The organism is Pseudoalteromonas sp. MIP2626, from assembly GCF_013414205.1.
GTDB lineage: Bacteria > Pseudomonadota > Gammaproteobacteria > Enterobacterales > Alteromonadaceae > Pseudoalteromonas > Pseudoalteromonas nigrifaciens.
The window spans coordinates 50,252-73,288 of record NZ_JAATTW010000013.1 but is presented as its reverse complement, the minus strand read 5'-3'; the positions used below and the strand labels follow the sequence as shown (position 1 = coordinate 73,288).

The 23,037-nt window shown below is 40.8% G+C and carries 20 protein-coding genes and 1 riboswitch; of the genes, 5 read left to right on the top strand and 15 right to left on the bottom strand.

Going from position 1 to position 23,037, the window contains the following annotated elements; translation table 11 throughout:
* Positions 1–189: 189 nt before the first annotated feature.
* From speD to HC000_RS08135, 8 genes are all read right to left on the bottom strand, one after another.
* Positions 190–1,002: an adenosylmethionine decarboxylase gene (speD, locus tag HC000_RS08170; RefSeq protein ID WP_011326917.1), complete on the bottom strand. Its 813-nt coding sequence runs from the start codon at positions 1,000–1,002 to the stop codon at positions 190–192.
* An 87-nt stretch (positions 1,003–1,089) separates the two neighbouring features.
* Positions 1,090–1,503 carry an OsmC family protein gene (locus tag HC000_RS08165; RefSeq protein WP_011326916.1) on the bottom strand — a complete coding sequence of 138 codons (414 nt, stop codon included), beginning with the start codon at positions 1,501–1,503 and terminating at the stop codon, positions 1,090–1,092.
* A gap of 169 nt (positions 1,504–1,672) precedes the next feature.
* On the bottom strand, positions 1,673–2,011 hold the full coding sequence (locus tag HC000_RS08160) for a DUF3802 family protein (RefSeq protein ID WP_011326915.1): 339 nt from the start codon (positions 2,009–2,011) through the stop codon (positions 1,673–1,675).
* A gap of 128 nt (positions 2,012–2,139) precedes the next feature.
* On the bottom strand, positions 2,140–3,609 hold the full coding sequence (gene astD / locus HC000_RS08155) for a succinylglutamate-semialdehyde dehydrogenase (protein WP_179807397.1): 1,470 nt from the start codon (positions 3,607–3,609) through the stop codon (positions 2,140–2,142).
* Positions 3,610–3,625: 16 nt separating this feature from the next.
* Complete coding sequence (astA, locus tag HC000_RS08150) at positions 3,626–4,642, bottom strand: arginine N-succinyltransferase (RefSeq protein WP_011326913.1); 1,017 nt, start codon at positions 4,640–4,642, stop codon at positions 3,626–3,628.
* 87 nt (positions 4,643–4,729) lie between these two features.
* Positions 4,730–5,935, bottom strand: coding sequence for an aspartate aminotransferase family protein (locus tag HC000_RS08145; protein ID WP_011326912.1), 1,206 nt, complete (start codon positions 5,933–5,935; stop codon positions 4,730–4,732).
* Positions 5,936–6,303: 368 nt separating this feature from the next.
* The gene (locus tag HC000_RS08140) at positions 6,304–7,464 is read right to left on the bottom strand and encodes an HDOD domain-containing protein (RefSeq protein WP_011326911.1); all 1,161 of its coding nucleotides are present in this window, start codon (positions 7,462–7,464) and stop codon (positions 6,304–6,306) included.
* A gap of 45 nt (positions 7,465–7,509) precedes the next feature.
* Positions 7,510–8,091 carry an aminodeoxychorismate/anthranilate synthase component II gene (locus HC000_RS08135; protein ID WP_011326910.1) on the bottom strand — a complete coding sequence of 194 codons (582 nt, stop codon included), beginning with the start codon at positions 8,089–8,091 and terminating at the stop codon, positions 7,510–7,512.
* Positions 8,092–8,420: 329 nt separating this feature from the next.
* Between HC000_RS08135 and HC000_RS08130 the strand changes: the two genes are divergently transcribed.
* The 3 genes from HC000_RS08130 (at position 8,421) to glpD (ending at position 11,950) form a co-directional block, all read left to right on the top strand.
* A complete protein-coding gene (locus HC000_RS08130) occupies positions 8,421–8,663 on the top strand; it encodes a YdcH family protein (RefSeq protein WP_179807396.1) in 243 nt (80 codons plus the stop codon).
* Positions 8,664–8,865: 202 nt separating this feature from the next.
* The gene (glpK, locus tag HC000_RS08125; RefSeq protein WP_179807395.1) at positions 8,866–10,371 is read left to right on the top strand and encodes a glycerol kinase GlpK; all 1,506 of its coding nucleotides are present in this window, start codon (positions 8,866–8,868) and stop codon (positions 10,369–10,371) included.
* Positions 10,372–10,429: 58 nt separating this feature from the next.
* A complete protein-coding gene (gene glpD, locus HC000_RS08120) occupies positions 10,430–11,950 on the top strand; it encodes a glycerol-3-phosphate dehydrogenase (protein ID WP_179807394.1) in 1,521 nt (506 codons plus the stop codon).
* On the opposite strand, the gene HC000_RS08115 is transcribed toward glpD, so the two are convergent.
* Positions 11,947–12,345 carry an acyl-CoA thioesterase gene (locus HC000_RS08115; protein ID WP_011326906.1) on the bottom strand — a complete coding sequence of 133 codons (399 nt, stop codon included), beginning with the start codon at positions 12,343–12,345 and terminating at the stop codon, positions 11,947–11,949. The two genes, glpD and HC000_RS08115, sit on opposite strands and share 4 nt — an antisense overlap.
* Positions 12,346–12,378: 33 nt before the next feature.
* Between HC000_RS08115 and HC000_RS08110 the strand changes: the two genes are divergently transcribed.
* Positions 12,379–13,083 carry a 2OG-Fe(II) oxygenase gene (locus HC000_RS08110; protein WP_179807393.1) on the top strand — a complete coding sequence of 235 codons (705 nt, stop codon included), beginning with the start codon at positions 12,379–12,381 and terminating at the stop codon, positions 13,081–13,083.
* A gap of 19 nt (positions 13,084–13,102) precedes the next feature.
* Here HC000_RS08110 and HC000_RS08105 read toward each other — a convergent pair whose 3' ends face one another.
* The 6 genes from HC000_RS08105 to HC000_RS08080 form a co-directional block, all read right to left on the bottom strand.
* Positions 13,103–14,338 (bottom strand): cysteine desulfurase-like protein, encoded by a 1,236-nt coding sequence (locus HC000_RS08105; RefSeq protein ID WP_179807392.1) that lies wholly within the window; start codon positions 14,336–14,338, stop codon positions 13,103–13,105.
* A 9-nt stretch (positions 14,339–14,347) separates the two neighbouring features.
* The gene (locus HC000_RS08100) at positions 14,348–14,980 is read right to left on the bottom strand and encodes a 2OG-Fe dioxygenase family protein (protein ID WP_011326903.1); all 633 of its coding nucleotides are present in this window, start codon (positions 14,978–14,980) and stop codon (positions 14,348–14,350) included.
* 199 nt (positions 14,981–15,179) lie between these two features.
* A complete protein-coding gene (gene acnB, locus HC000_RS08095; protein ID WP_011326902.1) occupies positions 15,180–17,777 on the bottom strand; it encodes a bifunctional aconitate hydratase 2/2-methylisocitrate dehydratase in 2,598 nt (865 codons plus the stop codon).
* A 296-nt stretch (positions 17,778–18,073) separates the two neighbouring features.
* Positions 18,074–19,138 carry an OmpA family protein gene (locus tag HC000_RS08090; protein WP_179807391.1) on the bottom strand — a complete coding sequence of 355 codons (1,065 nt, stop codon included), beginning with the start codon at positions 19,136–19,138 and terminating at the stop codon, positions 18,074–18,076.
* Positions 19,139–19,468: 330 nt separating this feature from the next.
* Positions 19,469–20,878, bottom strand: coding sequence for a protein adenylyltransferase SelO family protein (locus HC000_RS08085; protein ID WP_179807390.1), 1,410 nt, complete (start codon positions 20,876–20,878; stop codon positions 19,469–19,471).
* Positions 20,879–20,887: 9 nt separating this feature from the next.
* Positions 20,888–21,586, bottom strand: coding sequence for a DNA-3-methyladenine glycosylase I (locus HC000_RS08080; RefSeq protein WP_011326899.1), 699 nt, complete (start codon positions 21,584–21,586; stop codon positions 20,888–20,890).
* Between the two features lie 203 nt (positions 21,587–21,789).
* Positions 21,790–21,987: riboswitch (Lysine riboswitch) on the top strand.
* Positions 21,988–22,139: 152 nt separating this feature from the next.
* Between HC000_RS08080 and dapA the strand changes: the two genes are divergently transcribed.
* A complete protein-coding gene (gene dapA / locus HC000_RS08075; RefSeq protein ID WP_011326898.1) occupies positions 22,140–23,024 on the top strand; it encodes a 4-hydroxy-tetrahydrodipicolinate synthase in 885 nt (294 codons plus the stop codon).
* Positions 23,025–23,037 lie beyond the last annotated feature (13 nt).

Genomic DNA, 23,037 nt, shown 5'->3' with positions numbered 1-23,037 from the left:
TGTACCTCTAACTTCTTATGGCTTCCTTCAGACCCCACCGTTGGCCAGTGACGCCCTTGCCATTCAGATTATCTTCCCCTTAGTCAGGGTGATAAGGCATCTTTCAGCCTATCGGGTTTGCCAGCTTCGCTGGGCAAACAAAAAAATGGCGCTCATTGAGCGCCATTTTTATTGACTATATTTTGCTATTTAATCTAGGTCTGGCAAGTTACGGCCATAGAATATTTCTTGCATTTCACGGGTCAGTTTAGAGCGAATTTCTTCCTCTTCTTCATCTGACAAATCATCCGTAGAAAGGCCGAATAAATAGGTATTTAAATCAGTCTCTTTTAACATCATTTTAGTGTGAAACAGGTTTTCTTGATACACGTTTACGTCCATCATTTGGTACGCTTCTTTGGTATCTTCTGTCATGAAGTTTTGAATTGAGCTAATTGCATGATCGATGTAGTGCTTAACGCCGTTTATATCGCGGGTAAAACCACGTACGCGGTAGTCAATTGTTACTACGTCTGACTCTAGGCTATGAATAAGGAAGTTTAACGCTTTAAGTGGCGATATTATGCCACACGTTGACACTTCAATATCGGCGCGAAAAGTACAAATACCGTCATCAGGGTGAGCTTCTGGGTACGTGTGTACACAAATATGGCTTTTATCTAAATGGGCAACCACTGAATCTGGTAATGGGCCTGGAGCTTCGTCAGCATCGTAATTTTGCTGCTCTTCTACCGGCTCTTCTGAAACCAAAATAGTTACGCTTGCACCTTGCGGTTCGTAGTCTTGGCGCGCTACATTTAAAATGTTAGCACCTATAATATCAACAACTTCACCTAAAATGTCGGTTAGTCTATCTGCACTGTACTGCTCATCGATATATTCAATATATTCTTTACGTTGTTGCTCGGTCTTTGCATAGCAAATGTCGTAAATACTAAAGCTTAAACTTTTAGTTAAATTATTAAAACCATGAAGTTTAAGTTTATCGAAGGGTTTGTTCATAATAAACCAACCTATAAATTAGTGAAATCTGCTCTAGCAGAATAAAAGTTCGCGGATTTTATACGAATTTTACTCATGGAAAAAGCGTTATTTTACTTGATCTTGCACAACTTCGTGGCTATGCGTAATTTTTACTGTTTTATCAAGCATTAATGCGACCGAGCAATACTTTTCAGCAGAGAGTGAAACAGCGCGTGCAAGGTGCTTTTCAGACACATTATTGCCCGTTGCTACAAAGTGTAAATTAACTTTGGTAAATACTCGTGGGGCAGTTTCGGCGCGCTCTGCCGTTAACTGTACTTCTACGTTGCTAAAATCTTGTTTGGCTTTTTTTAAAATGCTCACTACATCAACCGATGAACAACAACCGATTGACATTAATACCATTTCCATAGGGCTCGGTGCAGCACTGTCGCTACCACCGTCAAATACAACATTATGATTTGAATTAGAGCGACCAATAAAGGTATTACCTTCAACCCATTTTACATTTGCTTGCATTGTTATACCTCAAAAATTATTTTCTTGATTGTATACCAATCAGCTTTAATAAGTGAGCGCCCAGCAATAATATAAATTAGCTTGATCAAGGCACTTAAATTTATGCAAGGGTGGTAAAACCGTCAGCGCATTTAAAGCGTGCTACCGGAAAATATAGAAGGGTTGCGGGCTAAGAAACGGCGTTATCAAATAGGTTTTTAACCAAACCACCAAACTCATCAATAAACATGTGTTGCTCTACCGTAACAGGCCGCGAGGTGATGCTACTGAGGACTTCTTGTAAATCGTAAACTATGCCATCAACTTCACGCACAATTTGGCTACGCTGCTCTGTAGTGAGCTCTGTGTGCTGCTGACATATGAGCATTACGTTTTGTGCAATCACGTCTTCGATTAATTCCATAACCGTAGGTGCACCTGGTTTTATTTCACCCGGCTTTTCAAATAAAGCTAAGTTTTGAGTTAGGTACATAATTAAGTCGTCGTACCCTTGCCTATTTAAAACCATTACACGTATACCTTAAAAATAATTAATTCAGTAATTTAAGCAGAAAGCACTAATAATTACTAGCTTAGCGACATAGCTAATACAAAAAAAGCAGCCGAAGCTGCTTTTATAATTATTTAGTAGTAATTTTAGTCTATTTTTAAGCCTGGGCTTAATGTAGCTGGCATAGCAACTTTTTCAAGCTCTACTGATGCTACTGGGTATGCACAGTAATCGGCAGCGTAATACGCGCTGGCTCTGTGATTCCCCGATGCGCCAATACCACCAAACGGTGCAGCACTTGATGCGCCAGTAATTGGGCGGTTCCAGTTAGCAATACCAGCGCGAATACGGCGTAAAAAGTGCTCGTAGTCGGCAGCACTGTCGCTAAGTAAACCTGCTGATAAACCAAAGCTTGTGTCGTTGGCTTTATCAATTGCTTGGTCAAAGTCGTCAAAGCGGAATACTTTTAGAAGTGGTCCAAAATGCTCTTCATCTGGGAAGTCGCTAATATTTGTACACTCAATAATACCTGGTGTTACAAAGCCAGTATTAACTGTATGCTCAAGCTCTACCAATACTTGAGCACCAAGCTCAACAAGTTCGTTTTGCGCTTTAACCATACCGGCAGCGGCGGCTGATGAGATCATTGAGCCCATAAATGGCTGATCTGCATCGTCATAATTACCTACTTTAATCGCTTTAGTTGCGGTAATTAAACGCTCCAGGATTACATCACCTTTGCTACCCGTTGGTAAAAATAGTTTACGTGCACAGGTACAACGCTGGCCACTTGAAATAAACGCTGATTGAATAATATCGTGAACAACCGCTTTAGTATCTTCAACGTCAGTAATAATAAGTGGGTTATTACCACCCATTTCTAGCGCTAAAATTTTACCAGGTTGACCCGCAAACTGTTCATGTAAAATATGACCTGTGCGCGAAGAACCCGTAAAGAACAAGCCATCAATACCTTTGTGAGCAGCAAGGGCTTTACCCGTTGCTACTTCACCTTGTACAAGGTTAATTACACCCGCTGGTAAACCTGCTTTTTCCCACAGCTTAAGCGTAAGCTCGGCAACTTTAGGCGTAAGTTCTGACGGTTTAAATATAACCGTGTTACCCGCTAAAAGCGCTGGCACTATGTGGCCATTAGGTAAATGCCCCGGAAAGTTATACGGACCAAATACAGCTACAACACCGTGTGGCTTGTGGCGGATCATTGCGCGCCCTAGTGGCATTGCATTTTCTACGTCGCCAGTGCGCTCTAAAAACGCTTTTTCAGAAATGGCAATTTTACCAACCATAGCACCCGCTTCTGTGCGAGTTTCCCACAGTGGCTTACCTGTTTCTTGTGCAATAGTAATGGCTAGCTCTTCGCTGTTTTCTTTTAATTGCGCTGCGAATGCTTTAACTATTTCTAAACGTTCAGCAAATGTTTTATCAGCCCAAGCATAAAACGCTTCGCGCGCTGCGCTAACTGCAGCGTCTACTTGCTCTGCTGTTGCTGAGTTTGCTTGGAAAATAACATTGTTATTGGCTGGGTTTACTGAACTAAATTCGGTTCCTTGGCCTTGTGACCATTGACCATTAATAAATTGTGCAGGATGAGTCATTATACTTTCTCCTAAATTAAATCGTGGTTGCGCTTACGCTATCGCCCGCTTGTAAATACAGTGCATCGGCTACTTGTTGCGTTATTACTATGCTGCTCATGCGCTCATCGAACGTCATAGGCACTACAGTTGCTCTAAAGTCTGTAAGCTTTTCGTTGGCTAATAACACCATGGTGTCGCCACTTGGTTCACCTATTTCAACTTTAAAGTGTTTAGCATTGCGAATGGTGGCAATGTTATCTACTTTTGCTTCAACTGTGGGGCCGGCATCAAAAATATCAACATACCCATTAAAGGTAAAACCTTCACTTTTTAATAGCTCAATTGCTGGGCGTGTGTTGTCGTGTACTTTACCAATAACAGCTTGCGCATTTTTGCTGAGCAAATTAACGTAAATTGGGTACTTAGGCATTAATTCAGCAATAAATACTTTTTGGCCTATGCCTGTTAAATAGTCGGCAGTTGGAAAGTCCATTGAAAAAAAGTGCTCTTCTAGCCATTGCCAAAATGGGCTGCTGCCATTGTCGTCAGACACACCACGCATTTCTGCAATGACGGTTTGTGCAAAACGCTCTTGATGCTGTTTAATAAACATAAAACGCGATTTTGAAAGTAATTTACCGTTACTGTTTTTGCGGTATGCGTCTTTCAAAAATAATGTACATAGCTCTGTAGCGCCGGTGTAATCGTTACAAAGCGTTAAAATATCAACTGCTTTATATACGTTTAGAGTGCGTGAAGAATGAATCACTTTACTTAAATGATAGTGATAAAATGCATCATCTAAGCCAACAGCGGCTTCTATACCTGAGGTGCCAACTACTTCACCGGTTTCGGTGTCCTCTAGTACAAATAAATAACCTTCGTCGCCCGGCTCGGTAGCAGCTTTTGCAAATGAGCTAACCGAATGATCTATTTTCTTTTGCAATAACTTTTCATTATTAGGTAAAGAAGTAAAGCCATGACCCGATTCGTGGGCTATTTTCACTAATGCAGGGTAGTCACTTTGTTGGATTGGGCGAAGGATCATCATAAACCCGCTTACTCCCTTATATTATAACGGTAAATTAAAATTAGAGGGCAAACTAGGTCTGCCCTTAATAGATATTGTTTGGCTATGTTAAGCGCTTACAACACTGGCTACTGCTTTTTCAAAGCGTGCCATACCTTCACGAATGTCGGCTTCTGGGATAACTAATGATGGTGTAAAACGAACCACGTCAGCACCGGCAACTAATGACATAAGACCGTGCTCAGTACCTGCCACTAAAAACTCTTTTGCACGACCTTTGTATTGCTCGCTTACTACTGCACCAATTAATAAACCTTGGCCGCGAATTTCGCTAAACACGTGGTATTTATTATTAATTTCAGTAAGTAGTTGGTTAAATAATGCTGCTTTTGCTGTTACACCAGCAAGTACTTCTGGGGTATTTACAGTATCGAATGCTGCTTCAGCAACGGCGCACGCTAATGGATTACCACCATAAGTAGAACCATGCGTACCTACTTTAAGGTGTTGTGCAATTTCAGTTGTGGTGATCATAGCGCCAATAGGAAAACCGCCGCCCAATGCTTTAGCCGTAGTTAAAATATCAGGAACAACGTTTAAACCTTGGTATGCGTATAAGTTACCTGTACGGCCAACACCTGTTTGCACTTCATCAAAAATAAGCAGTGCATTATGTTTAGTACATAAATCACGAACGCCTTGTGCAAATTCGTCAGTTGGCGAAACAATACCGCCTTCACCTTGTAGTGGCTCCATCATTACGGCACATGTTTTGTCGCTAATAAGGGCTTCAAATGCTGCTAGGTCGTTGTAATCACAATGTACAATGTCGCCTGGCTTAGGACCAAAACCATCTGAGTATGCCGCTTGGCCACCAACAGTTACGGTAAAGAATGTACGGCCGTGGAAACCTTTGTTAAATGCGATGATTTGAGACTTTTCTGCGCCAAATTGATCAAGGGCAAAACGACGCGCTAATTTAAGTGCTGCTTCGTTTGCTTCTGCGCCTGAGTTGGCAAAGTAAACTTTTTCGGCAAAGGTTGCATCAACCATTTTTTTAGCTAAGCGTAATGCTGGCTCGTTGGTCATTACATTTGATAGATGCCAAAGCTTTTCGCCTTGCTCTTTTAATGCGCCTACTAATGCAGGGTGGCAATGGCCAAGACAGTTAACGGCAATACCACCAGCAAAGTCGATAAACTCTCGACCTTGTTGATCCCATACGCGAGAGCCTTCGCCTCGAACTGGAATTACGCTTGAAGGTGCGTAGTTAGGAACCATTACGTGATCAAATAATTCGCGATTGACTGTCATTTTATTTCCTCTTAATTGTGTACATCACAAAGCCGTAAATAGCTGTGTGGTAACCTGTAGCATATGTGTTTTTTAGCAAACTCAGTATAGCGATATTTGCCTAAAAAGGGCTGTGTGGTTCAATTTTCAGACGCTTATTATTTCAGAAAACATTGATTATGTCTCTTCAAAAACTTTCATGTAACCCTTGATAATAAAGGGCTTGAGATATAATTTCATAGATAGTGAATAACTATTTGCTTGCTTTATGCAACTCGTTTTTAGCCAATAAAGCGCCTGAACAACGAGCGCGCCTCACTTTAAACGGGGAAATGTATTGAAAAGAGATAATAAAAAGTGAATGGATAGTCGCAAAAAAATTAACAAATTTAATCAATTTGAATAGCAAGATTATTAAAATTGCTTGCTTGGAGTGCTTTTAGCTCTTTTTTGGTGAACTTAAAGTACGAAAACCAACTAAGCGTTTCATCCGGTTCAACTAGCTGATGCTGCTTTAGCGTTAAGTACTGAGAGTAACATCGTGCTTTTAGCATTACCTGCGTTAAAGGCAGCGCTGTATCGCCTTTTTCTACCCCATTAACAAGTTGCTGCATTACGCTATTAAACGGCAAATACTTAAAGGCCATTTTTTCAATTATTTTAGCGCTAATAGCCAACGACTGTTCGCTCAGTAAGGTGGTTAAAAATAAAGGGTCTGGTTTTAGCTCTAACAATGCAGTATGCAAGCCTTTATTCGCTGTAGTGCGAGCAAATTGTACTTTTCGCTGCCAAATTTGCTCAAACACTTTTAAATATAAACGCACTAAGGCTATTTGCCCCACGTTTAATAACATCCCTAAAGTAAAAGCATGGCTTGGGTTAACCTCGTTAACTTCAGCAATTTTTTGTGCCGCAATAGCATTCGCCATGGCGCTTTCTTTTAAGCGCCTTTTTAGTAACGAAAAAGGCTCTGTGCTATAAGGCATCCAATGGCGCACTGCAAAAGTTGGTACTACTAGCTGTAAGTTATCTAGGCCAATATAACGCAGCGCTAAAGCGGGGCTATCTACTTTCACTGCGGTATTTTTGCTGCGCTGATTACGATAATAAGGCAAGTTAACTAAAGTAACTAACTCTCTGCCAAGCCAGCTTAGGTCGTTAACTAAAGGCTCTAAGCGCCCAACCGATGCGCTTTTTGTGGCTAAAATATCTAACATGGCACATACGCTGTCCTCTACACCTATGGTGTTTTGAATAACACTGTCTATATCGCTAAGCTGCTCAGACATCATTTTTTCTATTGCTTTATGCAGTTGCTCGCTCGCTGCTGCACGATATTTATGATGCGCGGTACTTTTTAGCTTGCGCTTTTGCTGAGCGGCAACCTCTACTTCAAGTAATGTGCGTTGCTTTAGTGGTTCGCCATAGTCCATTTCTAGCGTATGAATAAAGCCAATTTGTTGATGAGCAAAGTTATGACCAAGCAGCAAATCATGTGCTCGTTGATTAAGCATTTTAACAATACGCGGTTGCTGCACTATTTCGGTCATGGCTCTCTGCCTTTAATGTAATGATATTTACTTAATACTATAAGCTTAGAAGCGAGTTAAAAAGTTATCAAGTAACGCTAAACCTTGCTCAGTTAAAATAGCTTCCGGATGAAATTGTACACCTTCAAGTGCTAAGTCTGTATGTAATAATCCCATAATTTCGTCAAACTCACCTTGCTGGGTTTGTGTCCAGGCTGTTACTTGCAACTCTTTAGGCAGCGACTGTGCCTCAACAATTAAAGAATGATACCGACATACCGTTAAGGGCTTAGCTAAACCTTTAAATACTCCTTGATCGCTATGGTAAATTGGCGATGTTTTACCGTGCATTACTTTTTTAGCACGCACCACCTTTGCTCCTAAGGCTTGGGCAATAGTTTGATGCCCTAAGCAAATTCCTAAAATAGGATACTGCCCTTTTAATTGCTCAACAATACTTAATGAAATACCCGCTTCGCTTGGGCTTTTAGGACCGGGTGATATAACAATATGTTGAGGATTTAACTGCTTAATTTGGCTAAGCGTTATTTGGTCGTTGCGCTTAACCAGTACCTCTTGATCTAAACGCTGAAAGTACTGTACCAAGTTATAGGTAAACGAGTCGTAATTGTCGATCATTAAAAGCATGTAATAAAGCACTCAAAATAGTTATTGTTTGCGAGGAGTTGTTGCATTTTGTATTCTAACTTAAGCATCTTTGAGTGTCAGTGCTTTGTATAGTGATATATAAGTATTTCCGTAATAATAATTAATAACGGCTATGTGTTGATTTATACTCAAGCAACCCCCAGCTCTAATATTATGGCGTACGTGAACTACCCATCGACGCCGCTTCGCGTCGATCAATGGGTTTTCTCGGAAAATTTCGATAAATACCCATACAATCTGAATTTAACTAAACCCTAAGCGTGTTATTTTTAAAACACATTTATTACACGCACCGTTAAGGAGTACCTATGTTAGGCGAAGATCATTCATTAACTCAAGACTTTCCTGAGCACCTAAATACTATTAAAAAACTCAATAGCAATGATCAAGAGTTTGCAGATAAAGCCAAAAAATACAACGCGCTTGATAAAGAAATTCGTACCTTAGAGCTGCAAGACGCGCCTATCGATGACGAGGAAATGCTGCAATTAAAACATGACCGTGTGGTGTTAAAAGATTGGCTACATCAACAATTGTTAAAAGCCAGCTAAGCGCAATTTATACCCATTGTATTTAAGAGCCCTCTGACTTATGGGCTCTTATTACTCTTGCTTCTTAATATACACTGCCACCACCCTTGGTATAAATTACAGCGTTATAGCTATAACAGCCCTTCCTAATATTTAAAAAGCATTGCTATTAATTTAACTTGCAGACAAGCTATCTGTATCTAAGATAAATAACGTTAAGCTTATGTCTAAATACATACTCTCGATTGATCAAGGAACTACCAGCTCTCGGGCTATTTTATTTACCAAAGATGCCAAGGTAGTTGATACTGTTCAGCAAACATTCCCGCAGCACTTTCCCAATAATGGCTGGGTTGAGCATGACCCTAACGATATTTTACAAACCGTACTAAGTACCTGTAAAACAGTACTGGCTAATAACCAGGTTACAGCCGAGCAGGTCATTGCCATTGGTATCACTAATCAGCGCGAAACCACTTTAGTATGGAATAAAAAGACTGGCCAACCAATTTATAATGCCATTGTGTGGCAAGATCGCCGTACCAGCGAGTATTGCGAGCAAATACGTAGCGATAAACTCAGTAAAAAAATTAGCGATAAAACCGGGCTATTATTAGATCCGTACTTTTCAGCCACTAAAATTCGCTGGATTTTAGATAATGTTGCCGATGCACAGCAACAAGCGCTAGCCGGCGAGCTAGCATTTGGTACGGTTGACAGTTATTTACTGTGGCATTTAACCGCTGGCAAAGTACACCGTACTGATGCCACCAACGCCTCACGTACACTATTATTTAATATACATCAGCAATGTTGGGATGAAGAGTTACTAACGCAGTTTAATATTCCACACTCTATGCTTCCAGAAGTGATGGACAGCGCAGCCGAGTTTGGCAGTACCAGCAGTGAAATTTTTGGTGAACCGATTAAAATTTGCGCTATGGCGGGGGATCAGCAAGCCGCATTAATTGGTCAAGCTTGCTTTAAAGAAGGCATGGCTAAAAGTACCTACGGAACGGGCTGCTTTTTAATGCTTAATACGGGCGATAAAGCCCTTACCTCTAATAACCGCTTATTAACTACTGTGGCTTACAGGCTCAATGGTAGAGTGACCTACGCTATAGAGGGCAGTATTTTTATGGCGGGTGCCACTATGCAATGGATTGTTGAGGGCTTAAAGCTACTTGAACATGCCGGCGACAGCGAGGCTATGGTCAAAGACGTGCCACTGGATCACGGCGTATTTTTAGTGCCTTCGTTTACCGGTTTAGGCGCCCCATACTGGGATGCCAATGCCCGTGGTGCTATTTTAGGTTTAACCCGTGATTCGGGCATTAGCACTATAGTAGCAGCGGCGCTGCAGTCTGTTGGCTATCAAACCAAAGATTTACAAAAAGCCATGGAAGGTGATGGCCTGCGCCCAAGTATTTTGCGCGTGGACGGTGGCATGGCAAAAAATAATTGGGCCATGCAGTTTTTAGCTAATATTTTAGGCGCAAGTGTGGAACGCCCAGCGCTAACAGAAACAACCTCTCTGGGTGTTGCCTATTTAGCAGGGCTGCAAACTGGGATTTATAAGTCAACGGAGCAATTAGCTACTATGTGGCAATGCGACCGTCGTTTTGAACCAACCATGAGCATAGATGAACGTAACGATTTATACGCAAAATGGCAGCACTGTATAGCACAAGTCACACTTTCAAATAACGCAACAAAAGACGACTGCTAATGCGATAGTGTTATTGGCTATTGATATGCCATCGCTTAAATTAATAAAGAGGTATTCAGTGAAATTACTCGATAATGAATATGATTTACTGGTTATTGGCGGTGGCGTTAATGGCACTGGTATTGCGGCTGACGCCGCCGGTAGAGGCTTAAAAGTATTACTATGTGAGCAAAATGATTTAGCCTCTGCTACATCATCAAGTAGCAGTAAACTTATTCATGGTGGACTACGCTATTTAGAGCATTACCAATTTAGGCTAGTAAAAGAGGCACTTAAAGAGCGTGAAGTGTTATTAAAAAATGCCCCACATATTATGTGGCCGCTATCTTTTAGGCTGCCACATCAAGCGCATTTACGCCCTTACTGGATGATTAGAATTGGGTTGTTTATATACGACCATCTTGCCAAACGCATTACTTTACCCGCATCAAAATCAATTAAATTTACCCGCGATAGTATATTGAATAATACTATTACCCGCGGTTTTGAATACGCTGATGGCTGGGTTGATGATTCGAGGTTAGTTATTTTAAATGCGTTAGCAGCACAGCAAAAAGGTGCAACCATTTTAAGCCGCACGCGCTGTATTAAAGCAGTTCGCAATAACAATAATTGGAGTGTGACCTTAGAGCAACAAGGTAGCAAAAAGCAATGTTCTATAGTTGCTAAAGGAGTTGTTAATGCAGCGGGCCCTTGGGTTGCATCACTTTTTGATGAGGTAATTACTGGGCCGTCGCCACATAATATTCGCTTAGTTAAAGGCAGCCATATTATTGTGCCGCGTATTCACACTGAGCCGCAGGCCTATATTTTACAAAATAAAGATCAGCGTATTATTTTTGTTACCCCATTTGAAGATGACTATTCACTGATTGGCACTACAGATGAAGAATACAGCGACAATATAGCAGATGTAAAAATTAGCGATAAAGAAGTCGATTACTTAATTGGCATTACTAATAATTACTTTAAAAAACAACTTACTCATAACGACATAGTGCATACCTTTAGTGGTGTACGCCCCTTACTAAATGATAACTCATGCGACGCACAAGCCGTTACTCGCGACTACAAACTGATATTATCGAGCAATAATAACCAGGCACCAATGCTAAGTGTATTTGGTGGGAAAATTACCACTTATCGCAAGCTCGCTGAAAACGCAGTAAACGAACTCGCCAGCTTTTATCCGCATATGGGCCAAACATGGACAAAAAACACTCCATTACCCGGTGGCGACTTTTCATCAAAGGTAGTATTAAAGCAACAACTACAGGTAAAGTACGCATGGTTGCCTGAGTTTATTTTAAATCGCTTTATACGCAGTTACGGTACTGGCACTTATACCCTACTTACAGATGCCCAAAGCGTAGCTGATTTAGGCCAGCATTTTGGCCATGGTTTATACGCCACTGAAGTAAATTATTTAGTTAATAGCGAGTGGGCTAGCAGCGCCGAGGATATATTGTGGCGTCGTAGTAAGTTAGGTTTGCGTTTTAATACTGAGCAAATAACAGCGCTGAGCCAGTATATTCAAATTATAATGGCTCAATACCGCTGTAAACATTTACCAAACTAGCTAGCCGGGGCTAAATGCTCATTAAGTGACGATTTTTCAGATACTGAAAGCGATTGCTTTGCTTTTGCTGCAAAATCGTAACGTACCAATACCGTTTTACCAACTGCACAGCAGTTACCTTGCTGGTGAGCTTCTTGGCGTAATACAAATGAGCTGGTACCTACATGCTCTACTGAGGTTTTAATGGTTACTTCATGGCCATAAAATAACTCACCAACAAACGACACTTCGACTTTGGCAATAATTAGCTTCCAGTCATGTGGGTTTAAATCTGGGGTAAAAAACCTAAAAATAGGCGCACGCGAAGCTTCAAACCATACAGGGAGTACGGTATTGTTAATATGTCCTAGCGCATCTGTTTCACTAAAGCGCGGCATCACTTTTTCAATAAACATAATAATCCAATAATAATTATATAAAGGTAAACTATGACGGACTTTATTCGCGTATACAATAACGCGCTCAGCAATGACTTTTGTGATAACTTTATCACTACCTTTTCTCAAAGCCCGCATATAAAACAAGGGATGACATCTGGCGGTATCGATTTAAATAAAAAAGATAGCCACGACTTGCACTTAAACAATCATCCAGAATACGTTGAGCAATTAAAACATATTCAACAAACCACTGCACAGTATGTTTTTAAATACATTGAAGAACATATTTTTATTATGATTGGTGCCTTTGGCCTAAAAGTGTATCACCCTAAAAGTGGCGAACCTGTTGACTTAACACACGCAAACTTTGATGAAGTGGGTAAACCACAACTGCCCTTATTAGTGCAGCAAATTTTTAGGCTAGGAAATATTCAGGCGCAAAAATACCAAGTTAATAAAGGCGGTTACCCGTATTGGCACAGCGAAGTTTATCCGCAGTTAAATCATAACGAGGCGCTACATAGAGTATTGCTGTTTATGTTTTATTTGAACGATGTTGAACAAGGTGGGGAAACGGAGTTTTATTATCAAAAGCGTAAAATTGCGCCTAAAAAAGGCACTATGGTAATAGCGCCCGGCTACTTTACTCACACTCACCGTGGCAATAAGCCAGTATCTAACGATAAGTATATTTTAACCTCGTGGGTACTGTTTAACCGCGCAGAGCAAATATACGGTGCGCCAAAGAGCTAGCGCACCTTTTTTATGTATATTAACCTAGTAGCTCATCAAACAGATTAAATAACTGATCAAGCTCTGCGGTGGTGTTGTAGTGCATGCAACCAATGCGCACTACGCCACCTTTATCAAGTACGCCTAATTGCTCACACAAACCTTGCGCGTAAAAGTTGCCGTCCCATACACAAATATGTTGCTTACCTAAACATTCAGATACAGCGCGCGGCTCTAAACCTTCAAAAGTTAACGCAAAAGTAGGCGTACGCTCATTTAAACGATCTAAGTCATCTATACCAAACAATTTAATACGCGGGTAATTAACTAAGCGCGTTAAAAAGTACTCACTCAGCGCCATTTCGTGTTGCTTGGTTTTGGCAAAAGCCGCAGCTAATTTATCACGGCGCGAATGACTATCATCAAGCTCACTAATATCAGCAATGTAGTCAACCGCAGCAATTAGACCTGCAAGTGCTTCAAAGCTTTGCGTACCGGTTTCCCAGCGCCCAGGAATAACGTCCTTGGCAGGCTCAACTTTATAAGGCGTAAATCCTTCAAGGTGCTCTTTTTTGCCATAAACCATACCTAAATGCGGGCCAAAAAACTTGTACGCAGAGCAGGCTAAAAAGTCGCAATCAAGCGCTTGTACATCTACAAGTTCGTGCGGTGCATAATGTACGGCATCAACATAAACAAGTGCGCCTACGTTGTGGGCAAGCTCTACAATACGTTTAATATTGTTAATTGAACCTGTGGTATTTGAAGCATAAGTTACCGCTACCAGCTTAGTATTACTGTTTAGTAAACTCTCGAACTGCGCCATATTGAGTGTGCAGTCGGTTTCGTTAATAAGCGCAGTATTAACTTTAACACCTTTATCTTCTGCGGCTTGCTGCCACGACGAAACGTTAGAAAAGTGATCCGCGTTAGTGACAATTATTTCATCACCCGTTTGCCAGTCGCGTGAAATTGCGCGGCTAAAGCTAAACGTTAAGCTGGTCATATTCGGACCAAATACAATTTGTTGTGAGCTGGGCGCATTGAGTAAATCGGCAGCAGCTTGGCGAGCATTTGCCATTAGCTCAACGGTTTTATCGCTTGAGAAAAATGCTCCACCTAAATTTGAGTTGTAATAACCCAAATAAGCAGTCATAGCGTTAAGTACCGATTGCGGTACTTGCGAGCCACCGGGGCCGTCTAAAAACACGGGAGATTTACCATTAACGCTTTGCATTAATGCCGGAAATTGCTCACGTAATTGCGTTATATTCATGCTCATTCCTTAAGAGGTTAATACAAAGCAATCCAGGTAACCTGGCTTACTGGCATCAAGTTTATTCATTGGAGTAGCGTTATGCCACACTTGACGGTCGTTAATTACTGCAAACATACCGTCTTTTATAGCCATTTTAAAACAGGGATCGGCTTGCTTGTTTTCGTATACAAGCAATTCACCGCCCTCTAAGTTTTCATGCGATACTCCACATACACACACATGATCAAAACCATCTTGGTGCACGCCTTCTGGCGCTGCAGGCGTATCACTATCAATGGCTAACATACGAAATTGGTGAATTTCGATATCACGTTCTTCATCAATCCCGGTAATTTGACGAAACTCATTCACAATACTTTTCATGCCCGCTGACTCAAGTAGGCTTTGCTCTAAATTTTCGTAACTACGCTCAACATTACCCTGAAAGGTATTAATTGCATCATCTTGTACAAATGCTTTTGTTGCTTGTAGCTTTAGCTCACCATTTTGTAGTTTAACTACAGAGTAACGGCGTTTACGAAAGGCACCATCTGCATAAGGATTAGTCGGCAGGTTATCAAAAGAAGGCTTAACCAAATCAATATTTGTTTGGTTAATAAAACGCAGCTGCAGTAAATTCTGGGGGTTTAAAGCGGTCATAAAAATCCTGCTATAGTAATTATAATATTGCAGGGATTTTAATGCATGCAAAGAGGATTTATTGCTTTATTATTTAACTTCAAAACAATTAACCACCAAAATTAATACAATAAATGCAAAAAAACAACATTAACTATCTAAAATTTATTTTTGCCAATAAAAAACCCGCAAAAGCGGGTTTTTAAATAAGCTGTAAAAATTAGACTGCTTGTTGAATGATCACGTTGTCTGCTTTTTTAGTGTAAGCAGGCATGCGATGGAAGTTCAAGTAGCGATATGTATCTGACGCTGTTGCATTGATCTTCGCTGCATATTCTTGATACTCAGCAGCAGTTGGCAATCGACCGATAATTGCCGCAACTGCAGCAAGTTCAGATGATGCTAAAAATACATTTGCACCATTACCTAAACGGTTAGGGAAGTTACGTGTAGAGGTAGACACTACCGTTGCTTTATCAGCAACACGTGCTTGGTTACCCATACATAATGAACAACCTGGAGTTTCTATACGTGCGCCAACACGACCAAAGATGCCATAGTAGCCTTCTTCAATTAGTTGGTCTTTGTCCATCTTAGTAGGTGGAGCAACCCAAAGCTGAGTAGGTAGTTGACCTTTAAAGCCATCTAGTAACTTACCAGCCGCGCGGAAGTGACCAATGTTAGTCATACAAGAACCGATGAATACTTCATCAATTTTCTCGCCAGCAACATCAGAAAGTAAACGCGCGTCATCTGGATCATTTGGAGCACAAAGAACTGGCTCTTTAATCTCAGCTAAGTCGATTTCAACTACGTGAGCGTATTCAGCATCTTTATCTGCTTCCATAAGCTCAGGATTAGCTAACCAGTCTTGCATTGCATTAATACGACGTTCAATTGTACGTACATCGCCATAACCTTCAGAGATCATCCACTTAAGCATAACAATGTTTGATTCTAGGTATTCAGAAATAGACTCTTTTGAAAGCTTAACCGTACAACCTGCAGCTGAACGCTCAGCAGATGCATCTGATAATTCAAACGCTTGCTCAACAGTTAGGTGCTCAACGCCTTCAATTTCTAGTACGCGACCAGAGAACTCGTTGATTTTACCTTTTTTCTCAACTGTTAATAAGCCTTGCTTGATACCGTAGTAAGGGATTGCATGTACAAGGTCACGTAATGTGATACCTGGTTGCATTTCGCCTTTAAAACGAACCAAAATTGACTCAGGCATATCAAGAGGCATAACACCTGTTGCTGCTGCGAATGCTACTGCACCCGAACCAGCTGGGAATGAAATACCTAATGGGAAACGTGTATGCGAATCACCACCAGTACCTACGGTATCTGGTAATAACATACGGTTTAACCATGAGTGAATAATACCGTCACCTGGGCGAAGTGAAACGCCGCCACGGTTCATGATGAAATCAGGAAGCGTGTGATGCGTGTTTACATCAATAGGTTTTGGGTATGCCGATGTATGACAGAAAGACTGCATTGTTAAGTCTGCAGAGAAACCTAAACAAGCTAAATCTTTAAGTTCATCACGTGTCATAGGACCTGTTGTATCTTGCGAGCCAACAGTTGTCATTTTAGGCTCACAGTATTGACCTGGGCGAATACCTGCAACGTTACATGCTTTACCAACCATTTTTTGCGCTAGTGTAAAGCCTTTATCTGATACTTCAGTTGCTGTTGGTACTTTAAATATATCAGTAGCACCTAAACCAAGTGATGTACGTGCTTTGTCTGTTAAACCACGACCAATGATTAGTGGAATACGACCACCAGCACGAACTTCATCTAAAATCACTTCAGATTTAAGTTCAAACTTAGAGATTACTTTATCTGTACCATGCTGCTTAACAACACCTTCGTATGGGTAGATGTCAATTTGCTCGCCCATGTTAAGTTCATCAACATTTAGCTCAATTGGTAAAGCGCCAGAATCTTCCATAGTGTTAAAGAAGATTGGTGCAATTTTATTACCTAGACATACACCGCCAACACGCTTATTTGGTACAAACGGGATATCATCGCCCATAAACCAAAGCACTGAGTTAGTTGCAGATTTACGTGAAGAACCCGTACCAACAACATCACCAACGTAAGCTAGTGGTAAGCCTTTAGTTTTTAATTCTTCTAGTTGGGTGATTGGGCCTACTTCGCCTGGTTTGTCAGGAGTGATACCGTCACGTTCAATTTTTAGCATAGCTAAAGCATGTAGTGGAATATCTGGACGAGACCATGCATCTGGTGCAGGTGACAAGTCATCCGTATTTGTTTCGCCTGTTACTTTAAATACAGTAACTGAGATCTTTTCAGCAACAGCTGGTTTATTAGTAAACCATTCTGCATTTGCCCAAGACTCAATAATTTGCTTAGCGAATGTGTTACCCGCTTTTGCTTTTTCTTCTACATCGTAAAATGCATCAAACATTAATAATGTGTTTGAAAGGCCTTTTACTACGATAGGTGCAAGTGTGTCGTCATCAAGTAGGTCTATCATAGGTGCGATATTGTAACCGCCTAGCATAGTTCCTAATAATTCTGCCGCTTTTTCTTTAGAAAGTAGTGGAGAATTAGTTTCACCTTTAGCAACTGCCGCTAAAAACCCTGCTTTGATATAAGCTGCATCATCAACACCTGCCGGTACACGATTAGCAAATAAGTCGAGAATAAATTCTTCTTCACCAGCCGGTGGAGTTTTGATTAATTCAATAAGATCAGCCGTTTGCTGAGCATCTAATGGCGCTGGTACGATACCTAACGCGGCACGTTCTTCTACGTGTTTACGATATTCTTGTAGCACAATATTGCCCTCTTGGTGACGTGAAAGTATTCGGTAGCGCTTCATAAGCGCAATGTTACCCAATACTTATAGTATTCTAACGCTTAATTATAAAGCTTTTATAGGTAGATGAAAATCTATCCAGTTCAGCAACTGATTATACCGACTATAAGTATTATGAATAGTAGATAAAGTAAAATCAATTTCCATGAATGTTTATTAAGTAAGAATCATTAGTATTTATTTTTAATTTGGGTTTTTAGTAGACAAAAAAAAACCCAGCATAAAGCTGGGTTTTTGTAATTCAATCGATTTTATTAACGTAAAACTTTAACGTTTTTAATCGTTTTGATATGCGCTTCTACACGACGGTTTTCTTCGTGTGCTGCTTTAGTGTTCGCTTCATTTTTAAGACGCTCTTCACCTAGACCAACTGTAGTAATACGGTCTTCTGCTACGCCATCAGCTACTAATTTTTTAGCTACTGCGTCAGCACGTTTTTTAGATAACCACTTGTTGTAAGATGCTTTACCTACAGAAGAAGTATGACCTTCTAAAAGAACAGTTGTATCTGGGTACTCTTTTAAGAACTCAGCTACTTTATCGATATCGTTTAAGTACTGTGTAGATACTGCAGAGGTATTATTAGGGAAAGTCACTAATAAGCTTACAGTTACTTCTTTATCTTCGTATAAAGTACAACCTGTGCCATCAACTGCATCTGTCATTGGTGTGTTAGGACACTGATCATCTGCATCTGGAATGTTATCGTTGTCGCTATCTACTGGTGCAACTTCAACAATTACTGGCTCTGGAGCTGGTTGAACTGGCTCTTCTGCTACTGAACTTTGACCAAATAAGTAGTTAATACCTAGTTTAGCGTTCACATCGGTATAACCACGGTCAAGACCTTGATAAACAGATGTTTCTGCGTTAACAAATAAGCCGTCTGTAATGAAGTGCTGGTAACCAACACCTGCGTTTAAGAAAGTATTATCTGTTGCTACTTTTACTTCTTTAATACCAAATAAACCATAGAAAGGACCGCCACCAAAGTGGTAAAGTGCATCAACACCAAAACGCTCGCCGTCTACGTCGTTACGATTACCATTAGGAATCGGATTTTTAAGAAATGCATTAAAGTCCATATCTGCATACTCAAGACGTGCACTCCAGTAATCACTGAAACGGTAACCAACTTCAGCACCCCAACTTGCAGATTCATTAACTTCCAAGTTTTGGTACATGTTCAAGTTTTTCCAAGATGCATCGTAATAGTCACCGAACACACCAATGTAAAAACCTTCAGTTTTTTCTGCTGCAAATGCTGATGCGCTAGTTGCAGCTAACGCGATTGCGATTGTAAGTGATTTTAATTTCATTGTTTTCTTCCCATTTTAACAATTAAAAAATATAGCTAATTCGTTCTAGCTCAACCAGTTTTATTAATATTACCTGATCCTTTATTAATCAATACTTAACAAAAGATAAATTAATTCGTTTCAACACTCTATATACAAGTATCAGTAAGTTTAGGACATATTAATTACTTTACCCAACCCCTAGATAATAAATACTATCGCTGGTATCTAAATTTATTAAATAACCATACCGACTTCACTAGCTGAGTTTATATTTCTCTCAATAATAAATCATCACTGCAGCCGCTAAATGAGCTTTTATGATCAGCAACTTAAATTTCAATCTAATAATTAAGTACCACAAAAAGTATAATACTCTTTATCACTGCTAGGTGCATCCTGAAATTTTGCCAATTTGTCAGTATTTTCATAAGGTGTGTGCATAACCTGCATAAACTCATGCAGTAATTCACTTGAGCCAGTCTTATTATACTCACTAAGTATTTTTTCGATCACATGGTTACGAGGAATAACTCGCGGATTAGCTGCGCGCATTACGGTATAGCTGCGATCATCGGTACGTTTTTGCCACTTACCGGCCCACTGAACTAATACCACTGGTATGCTCACTCCACCTGTTAAAGACTCGGTTAGTGCATCAAACGTGTTGGTATAGTCGAGTTGGTGCTCTTTTAATAACTGTAATAGCTCTGCAATTAACTCTTTATCTTCTGTATCTGTGCCAGCTAAGCCCAGTTTTTTTGCCCACATTGCACTAAATTCAACATTAAATTGCTCAGCAAAACCATCTATTATTGGGGTCATTAACGCCACAGCTTGTTCGTCGTCATCATTTACAAGCGGTATTAAACTCTCAGCTAAGCGGGCGCAGTTCCAGTTAGCAATATTAGGTTGATTACCAAATGCATAACGCCCTTGCTTATCAATAGAGCTAAACACGGTATCAAAATCGAAGCTGTTCATCATGGCACATGGGCCATAGTCGATAGTTTCGCCGCTAACCAGCGTATTATCGGTATTCATTACCCCATGTATAAAGCCTACTCGCATCCAACTAACCACCAGCTCAACTTGGTTTTTAATCACTGCAGCTAAAAATGCTAAATAGCGCTCAGGTCCTGTTGCTTGAATTTTTGGGTAATGACGCTCAATAGCTAAGTCGGCAAGGTTTTTAAGCCCTGCAACGTCGCCTTGCGTTGCTAAATACTGAAACGAGCCAACACGAATATGGCTACTGGCTAAGCGCGTTACAATAGCGCCAGGTTGAGGTGGGTTTCGGTACACTGTTTCGCCACTACCAACCACAGCTAAGCAGCGCGTAGTTTTTATACCTAACGCTTGCATTGCTTCGCTCATTATATATTCACGAATTGCTGGGCCAAGTGCACAGCGGCCATCGCCACCACGAGAGTAAGGAGTGGCACCAGAGCCTTTTAATTGAATGTCCCACAACTGGTTTTGCGCATCCTCTACTGCACCTAGCAAATGAGCACGCCCGTCGCCTAAACGTGGTGAAAAATGTCCAAATTGATGCCCTGAGTATCCCAGTGCAACCGCTGCAATTACTTGCTGTTCGTTGCCGCTAAAAGTACTGGCCCGTAACTCAGGAACGACATTAATATTAAACGCTTTAGCTAAGCTGTCATTCCAAAGTAATAGCTGTGGGGCGGCCACCTTAGATGGGCGATCTTCAATTGCAAAATTGTCGGCTACTTGTCTGTACCTTGGCATTAAATTCATAACTACCCTCTACTGTTGTTGGCTTATACCTACACGATTATCGCCTACACTGTAGGCTATAATTAAGCTTAGCTCTTGCATGCTCAAACCGCTTTGTTGCTGTAATTCATTAAAGAACGCTTGCGCTGCAGTTAACGACTTTTTAGTTTGTAAGCCACCATCAATAATTTTGTGCGCGCGCAAATAACTCTCAACATCCCGCGATAATAAAAAGGTATCTTTACCCAATGCACGCAAAGTATAAGGGCCGGTATTTCCACCCAAGCGTGCACCGTGTTTTTTTAAGTACGCCCACAAACCAATAATATCTTCACTTGGCCAGTCTGCAATAAACTGACTAAAGCTACCATGTTGCTGGGTAACCTCATGGATCATGAACGCATTTTCGGGGATCGTTTTTACTTTTTTATAATTGCGAACAATACGCTCGTCGCTGGCTTTTTGCTCCAACATATCGGGTGGCATCATTAATAATTTTTCAACGCTAAACTGCCAAAAAACCTCTCTAAAGCCTGCCCACTTGCTGTTAATAACCGACCAGTAAAAGCCACTTTGAAAAACCTTGCGCGTAAACTCTTCCAGCCAATCATCATCACTTAAAGCTACTAATTGTCGCTTAGATGCAGGTTTAGCGAGTAGTTGCTGTAGCATTTGTGTTGAGCCTTTTCGCTCTACTGCTCGCTGATAAATATCATTAAATTTTTCCATCTGCTTGAAACCTTATTTTGCAGTTACAAATTTCGCGCCGCGATTACCCCCTAGTTTAAGGGAAATTGTCCTTATACGTAACCGTTACCAAAATCGATGACACTATCTGCACTTAGCTGCTTGACACCCAGATGGCTAAAATGATTTAATCATTGCACTTACCCTATTTAATTATATTTGTATTGCTAGCAGTACAAATATAAAGGGCTGGAAGAGGTGCGTTATTCAGGTAGCGTATGTTAGGAGCACAAACTCCATTGAGCATACGTAAGGGGAATCAACGCCGAGAAACAACAATATTTGTGTCATTGTTGTTTCGGGCGACTAGGTTGAATCCTAGCGACTGTCACCAATAGCTATTTAAACGTAGCTTATTAGTTTGGTGGAGAGCTTCTGGTCTTAGTATAATAAGGCCGTGCGCCCTATTATTTAAGCCCATTCGCTCTTCGAATTATAACATACCCTACACGTGGGTATTTGTTCGAACGATGTTAATGCGGCTCTTTCCTATATAGCTTCTTAACTCACCGAACATTCTATAAGTTCGCGAGAGATGATCAAAAACTTTAATTTAGATGACTACTCAGTCTGGACGGCGCTCGTTACTCCGTTTAATCAAAACGGTACAATCGACTATGGCACCTTAACCACTTTGGTTGCTGAGCAAGCCGCTGCCAATAATGCTATTTTATTACTAGGCAGCACAGGCGAAGGCTTAGCCTTAACACTTAAAGAGCAACAAGCCATTGTTGAACACGTGTGCCAATTATCGCCTAATGTACCCTTAATGGTGGCTGTAGGTGGTATGAACCTCAAACAGCAATTAGCCTGGGTTGAATACTGTAACCACTTGCCTATTCATAGCTTTTTACTTGGCTCGCCGCTTTATGCAAAGCCCGGTGTAATTGGGCAAACCCATTGGTTTGAAAGCCTTTTAAATATAAGTAAACACCCTTGTATGCTTTATAACGTACCAGGGCGAAGCGCTGTCGATATTCCAGTGGCAACCATTCAAAACCTACAACAACATAAAAACCTATGGGCACTTAAAGAAGCCAGTGGCAACATTGCGCAATTTGAAGCTTACCGTCAAGCGGCTCCTAACTTAGCTATTTTTAGCGGCGACGATGCGCTTATGCCCTACTTTGCCCAAGCCGGCGCTAAAGGGCTGGTATCGGTAGCAGCTAATGCTTGGCCGCTACAAACTCACGAATTCGTACAGCGTAGCCTAAGTGGCCAATACCCCAATTTATTTACTCAGTGGTCAAGCGCAATCAGTAGCTTGTTCACTGTAGCAAACCCCATTCCCGTTAAAGTACTCATGCATTTACAAGGGCGATTAACGAGTTCGTATTTACGCCCACCGTTAACTCACCTCGAATTAACGCAAACAACGTGCATTGAACAAGCAAACAACACCATTTTATCTTGGCATTAAACATAGGTTTTTA

Bases quoted from the DNA above. Each gene is read 5' to 3' on its own strand.
- speD (WP_011326917.1), bottom strand. From the start codon at position 1,002: ATGAACAAACCCTTCGATAAACTTAAACTTCATGGTTTTAATAATTTA.
- HC000_RS08165 (WP_011326916.1), bottom strand. From the start codon at position 1,503: ATGCAAGCAAATGTAAAATGGGTTGAAGGTAATACCTTTATTGGTCGC.
- HC000_RS08160 (WP_011326915.1), bottom strand. From the start codon at position 2,011: ATGGTTTTAAATAGGCAAGGGTACGACGACTTAATTATGTACCTAACT.
- astD (WP_179807397.1), bottom strand. From the start codon at position 3,609: ATGACTCATCCTGCACAATTTATTAATGGTCAATGGTCACAAGGCCAA.
- astA (WP_011326913.1), bottom strand. From the start codon at position 4,642: ATGATGATCCTTCGCCCAATCCAACAAAGTGACTACCCTGCATTAGTG.
- HC000_RS08145 (WP_011326912.1), bottom strand. From the start codon at position 5,935: ATGACAGTCAATCGCGAATTATTTGATCACGTAATGGTTCCTAACTAC.
- HC000_RS08140 (WP_011326911.1), bottom strand. From the start codon at position 7,464: ATGACCGAAATAGTGCAGCAACCGCGTATTGTTAAAATGCTTAATCAA.
- HC000_RS08135 (WP_011326910.1), bottom strand. From the start codon at position 8,091: ATGCTTTTAATGATCGACAATTACGACTCGTTTACCTATAACTTGGTA.
- HC000_RS08130 (WP_179807396.1), top strand. From the start codon at position 8,421: ATGTTAGGCGAAGATCATTCATTAACTCAAGACTTTCCTGAGCACCTA.
- glpK (WP_179807395.1), top strand. From the start codon at position 8,866: ATGTCTAAATACATACTCTCGATTGATCAAGGAACTACCAGCTCTCGG.
- HC000_RS08115 (WP_011326906.1), bottom strand. From the start codon at position 12,345: ATGTTTATTGAAAAAGTGATGCCGCGCTTTAGTGAAACAGATGCGCTA.
- HC000_RS08110 (WP_179807393.1), top strand. From the start codon at position 12,379: ATGACGGACTTTATTCGCGTATACAATAACGCGCTCAGCAATGACTTT.
- HC000_RS08105 (WP_179807392.1), bottom strand. From the start codon at position 14,338: ATGAATATAACGCAATTACGTGAGCAATTTCCGGCATTAATGCAAAGC.
- HC000_RS08100 (WP_011326903.1), bottom strand. From the start codon at position 14,980: ATGACCGCTTTAAACCCCCAGAATTTACTGCAGCTGCGTTTTATTAAC.
- HC000_RS08090 (WP_179807391.1), bottom strand. From the start codon at position 19,138: ATGAAATTAAAATCACTTACAATCGCAATCGCGTTAGCTGCAACTAGC.
- HC000_RS08085 (WP_179807390.1), bottom strand. From the start codon at position 20,878: ATGAATTTAATGCCAAGGTACAGACAAGTAGCCGACAATTTTGCAATT.
- HC000_RS08080 (WP_011326899.1), bottom strand. From the start codon at position 21,586: ATGGAAAAATTTAATGATATTTATCAGCGAGCAGTAGAGCGAAAAGGC.
- dapA (WP_011326898.1), top strand. From the start codon at position 22,140: ATGATCAAAAACTTTAATTTAGATGACTACTCAGTCTGGACGGCGCTC.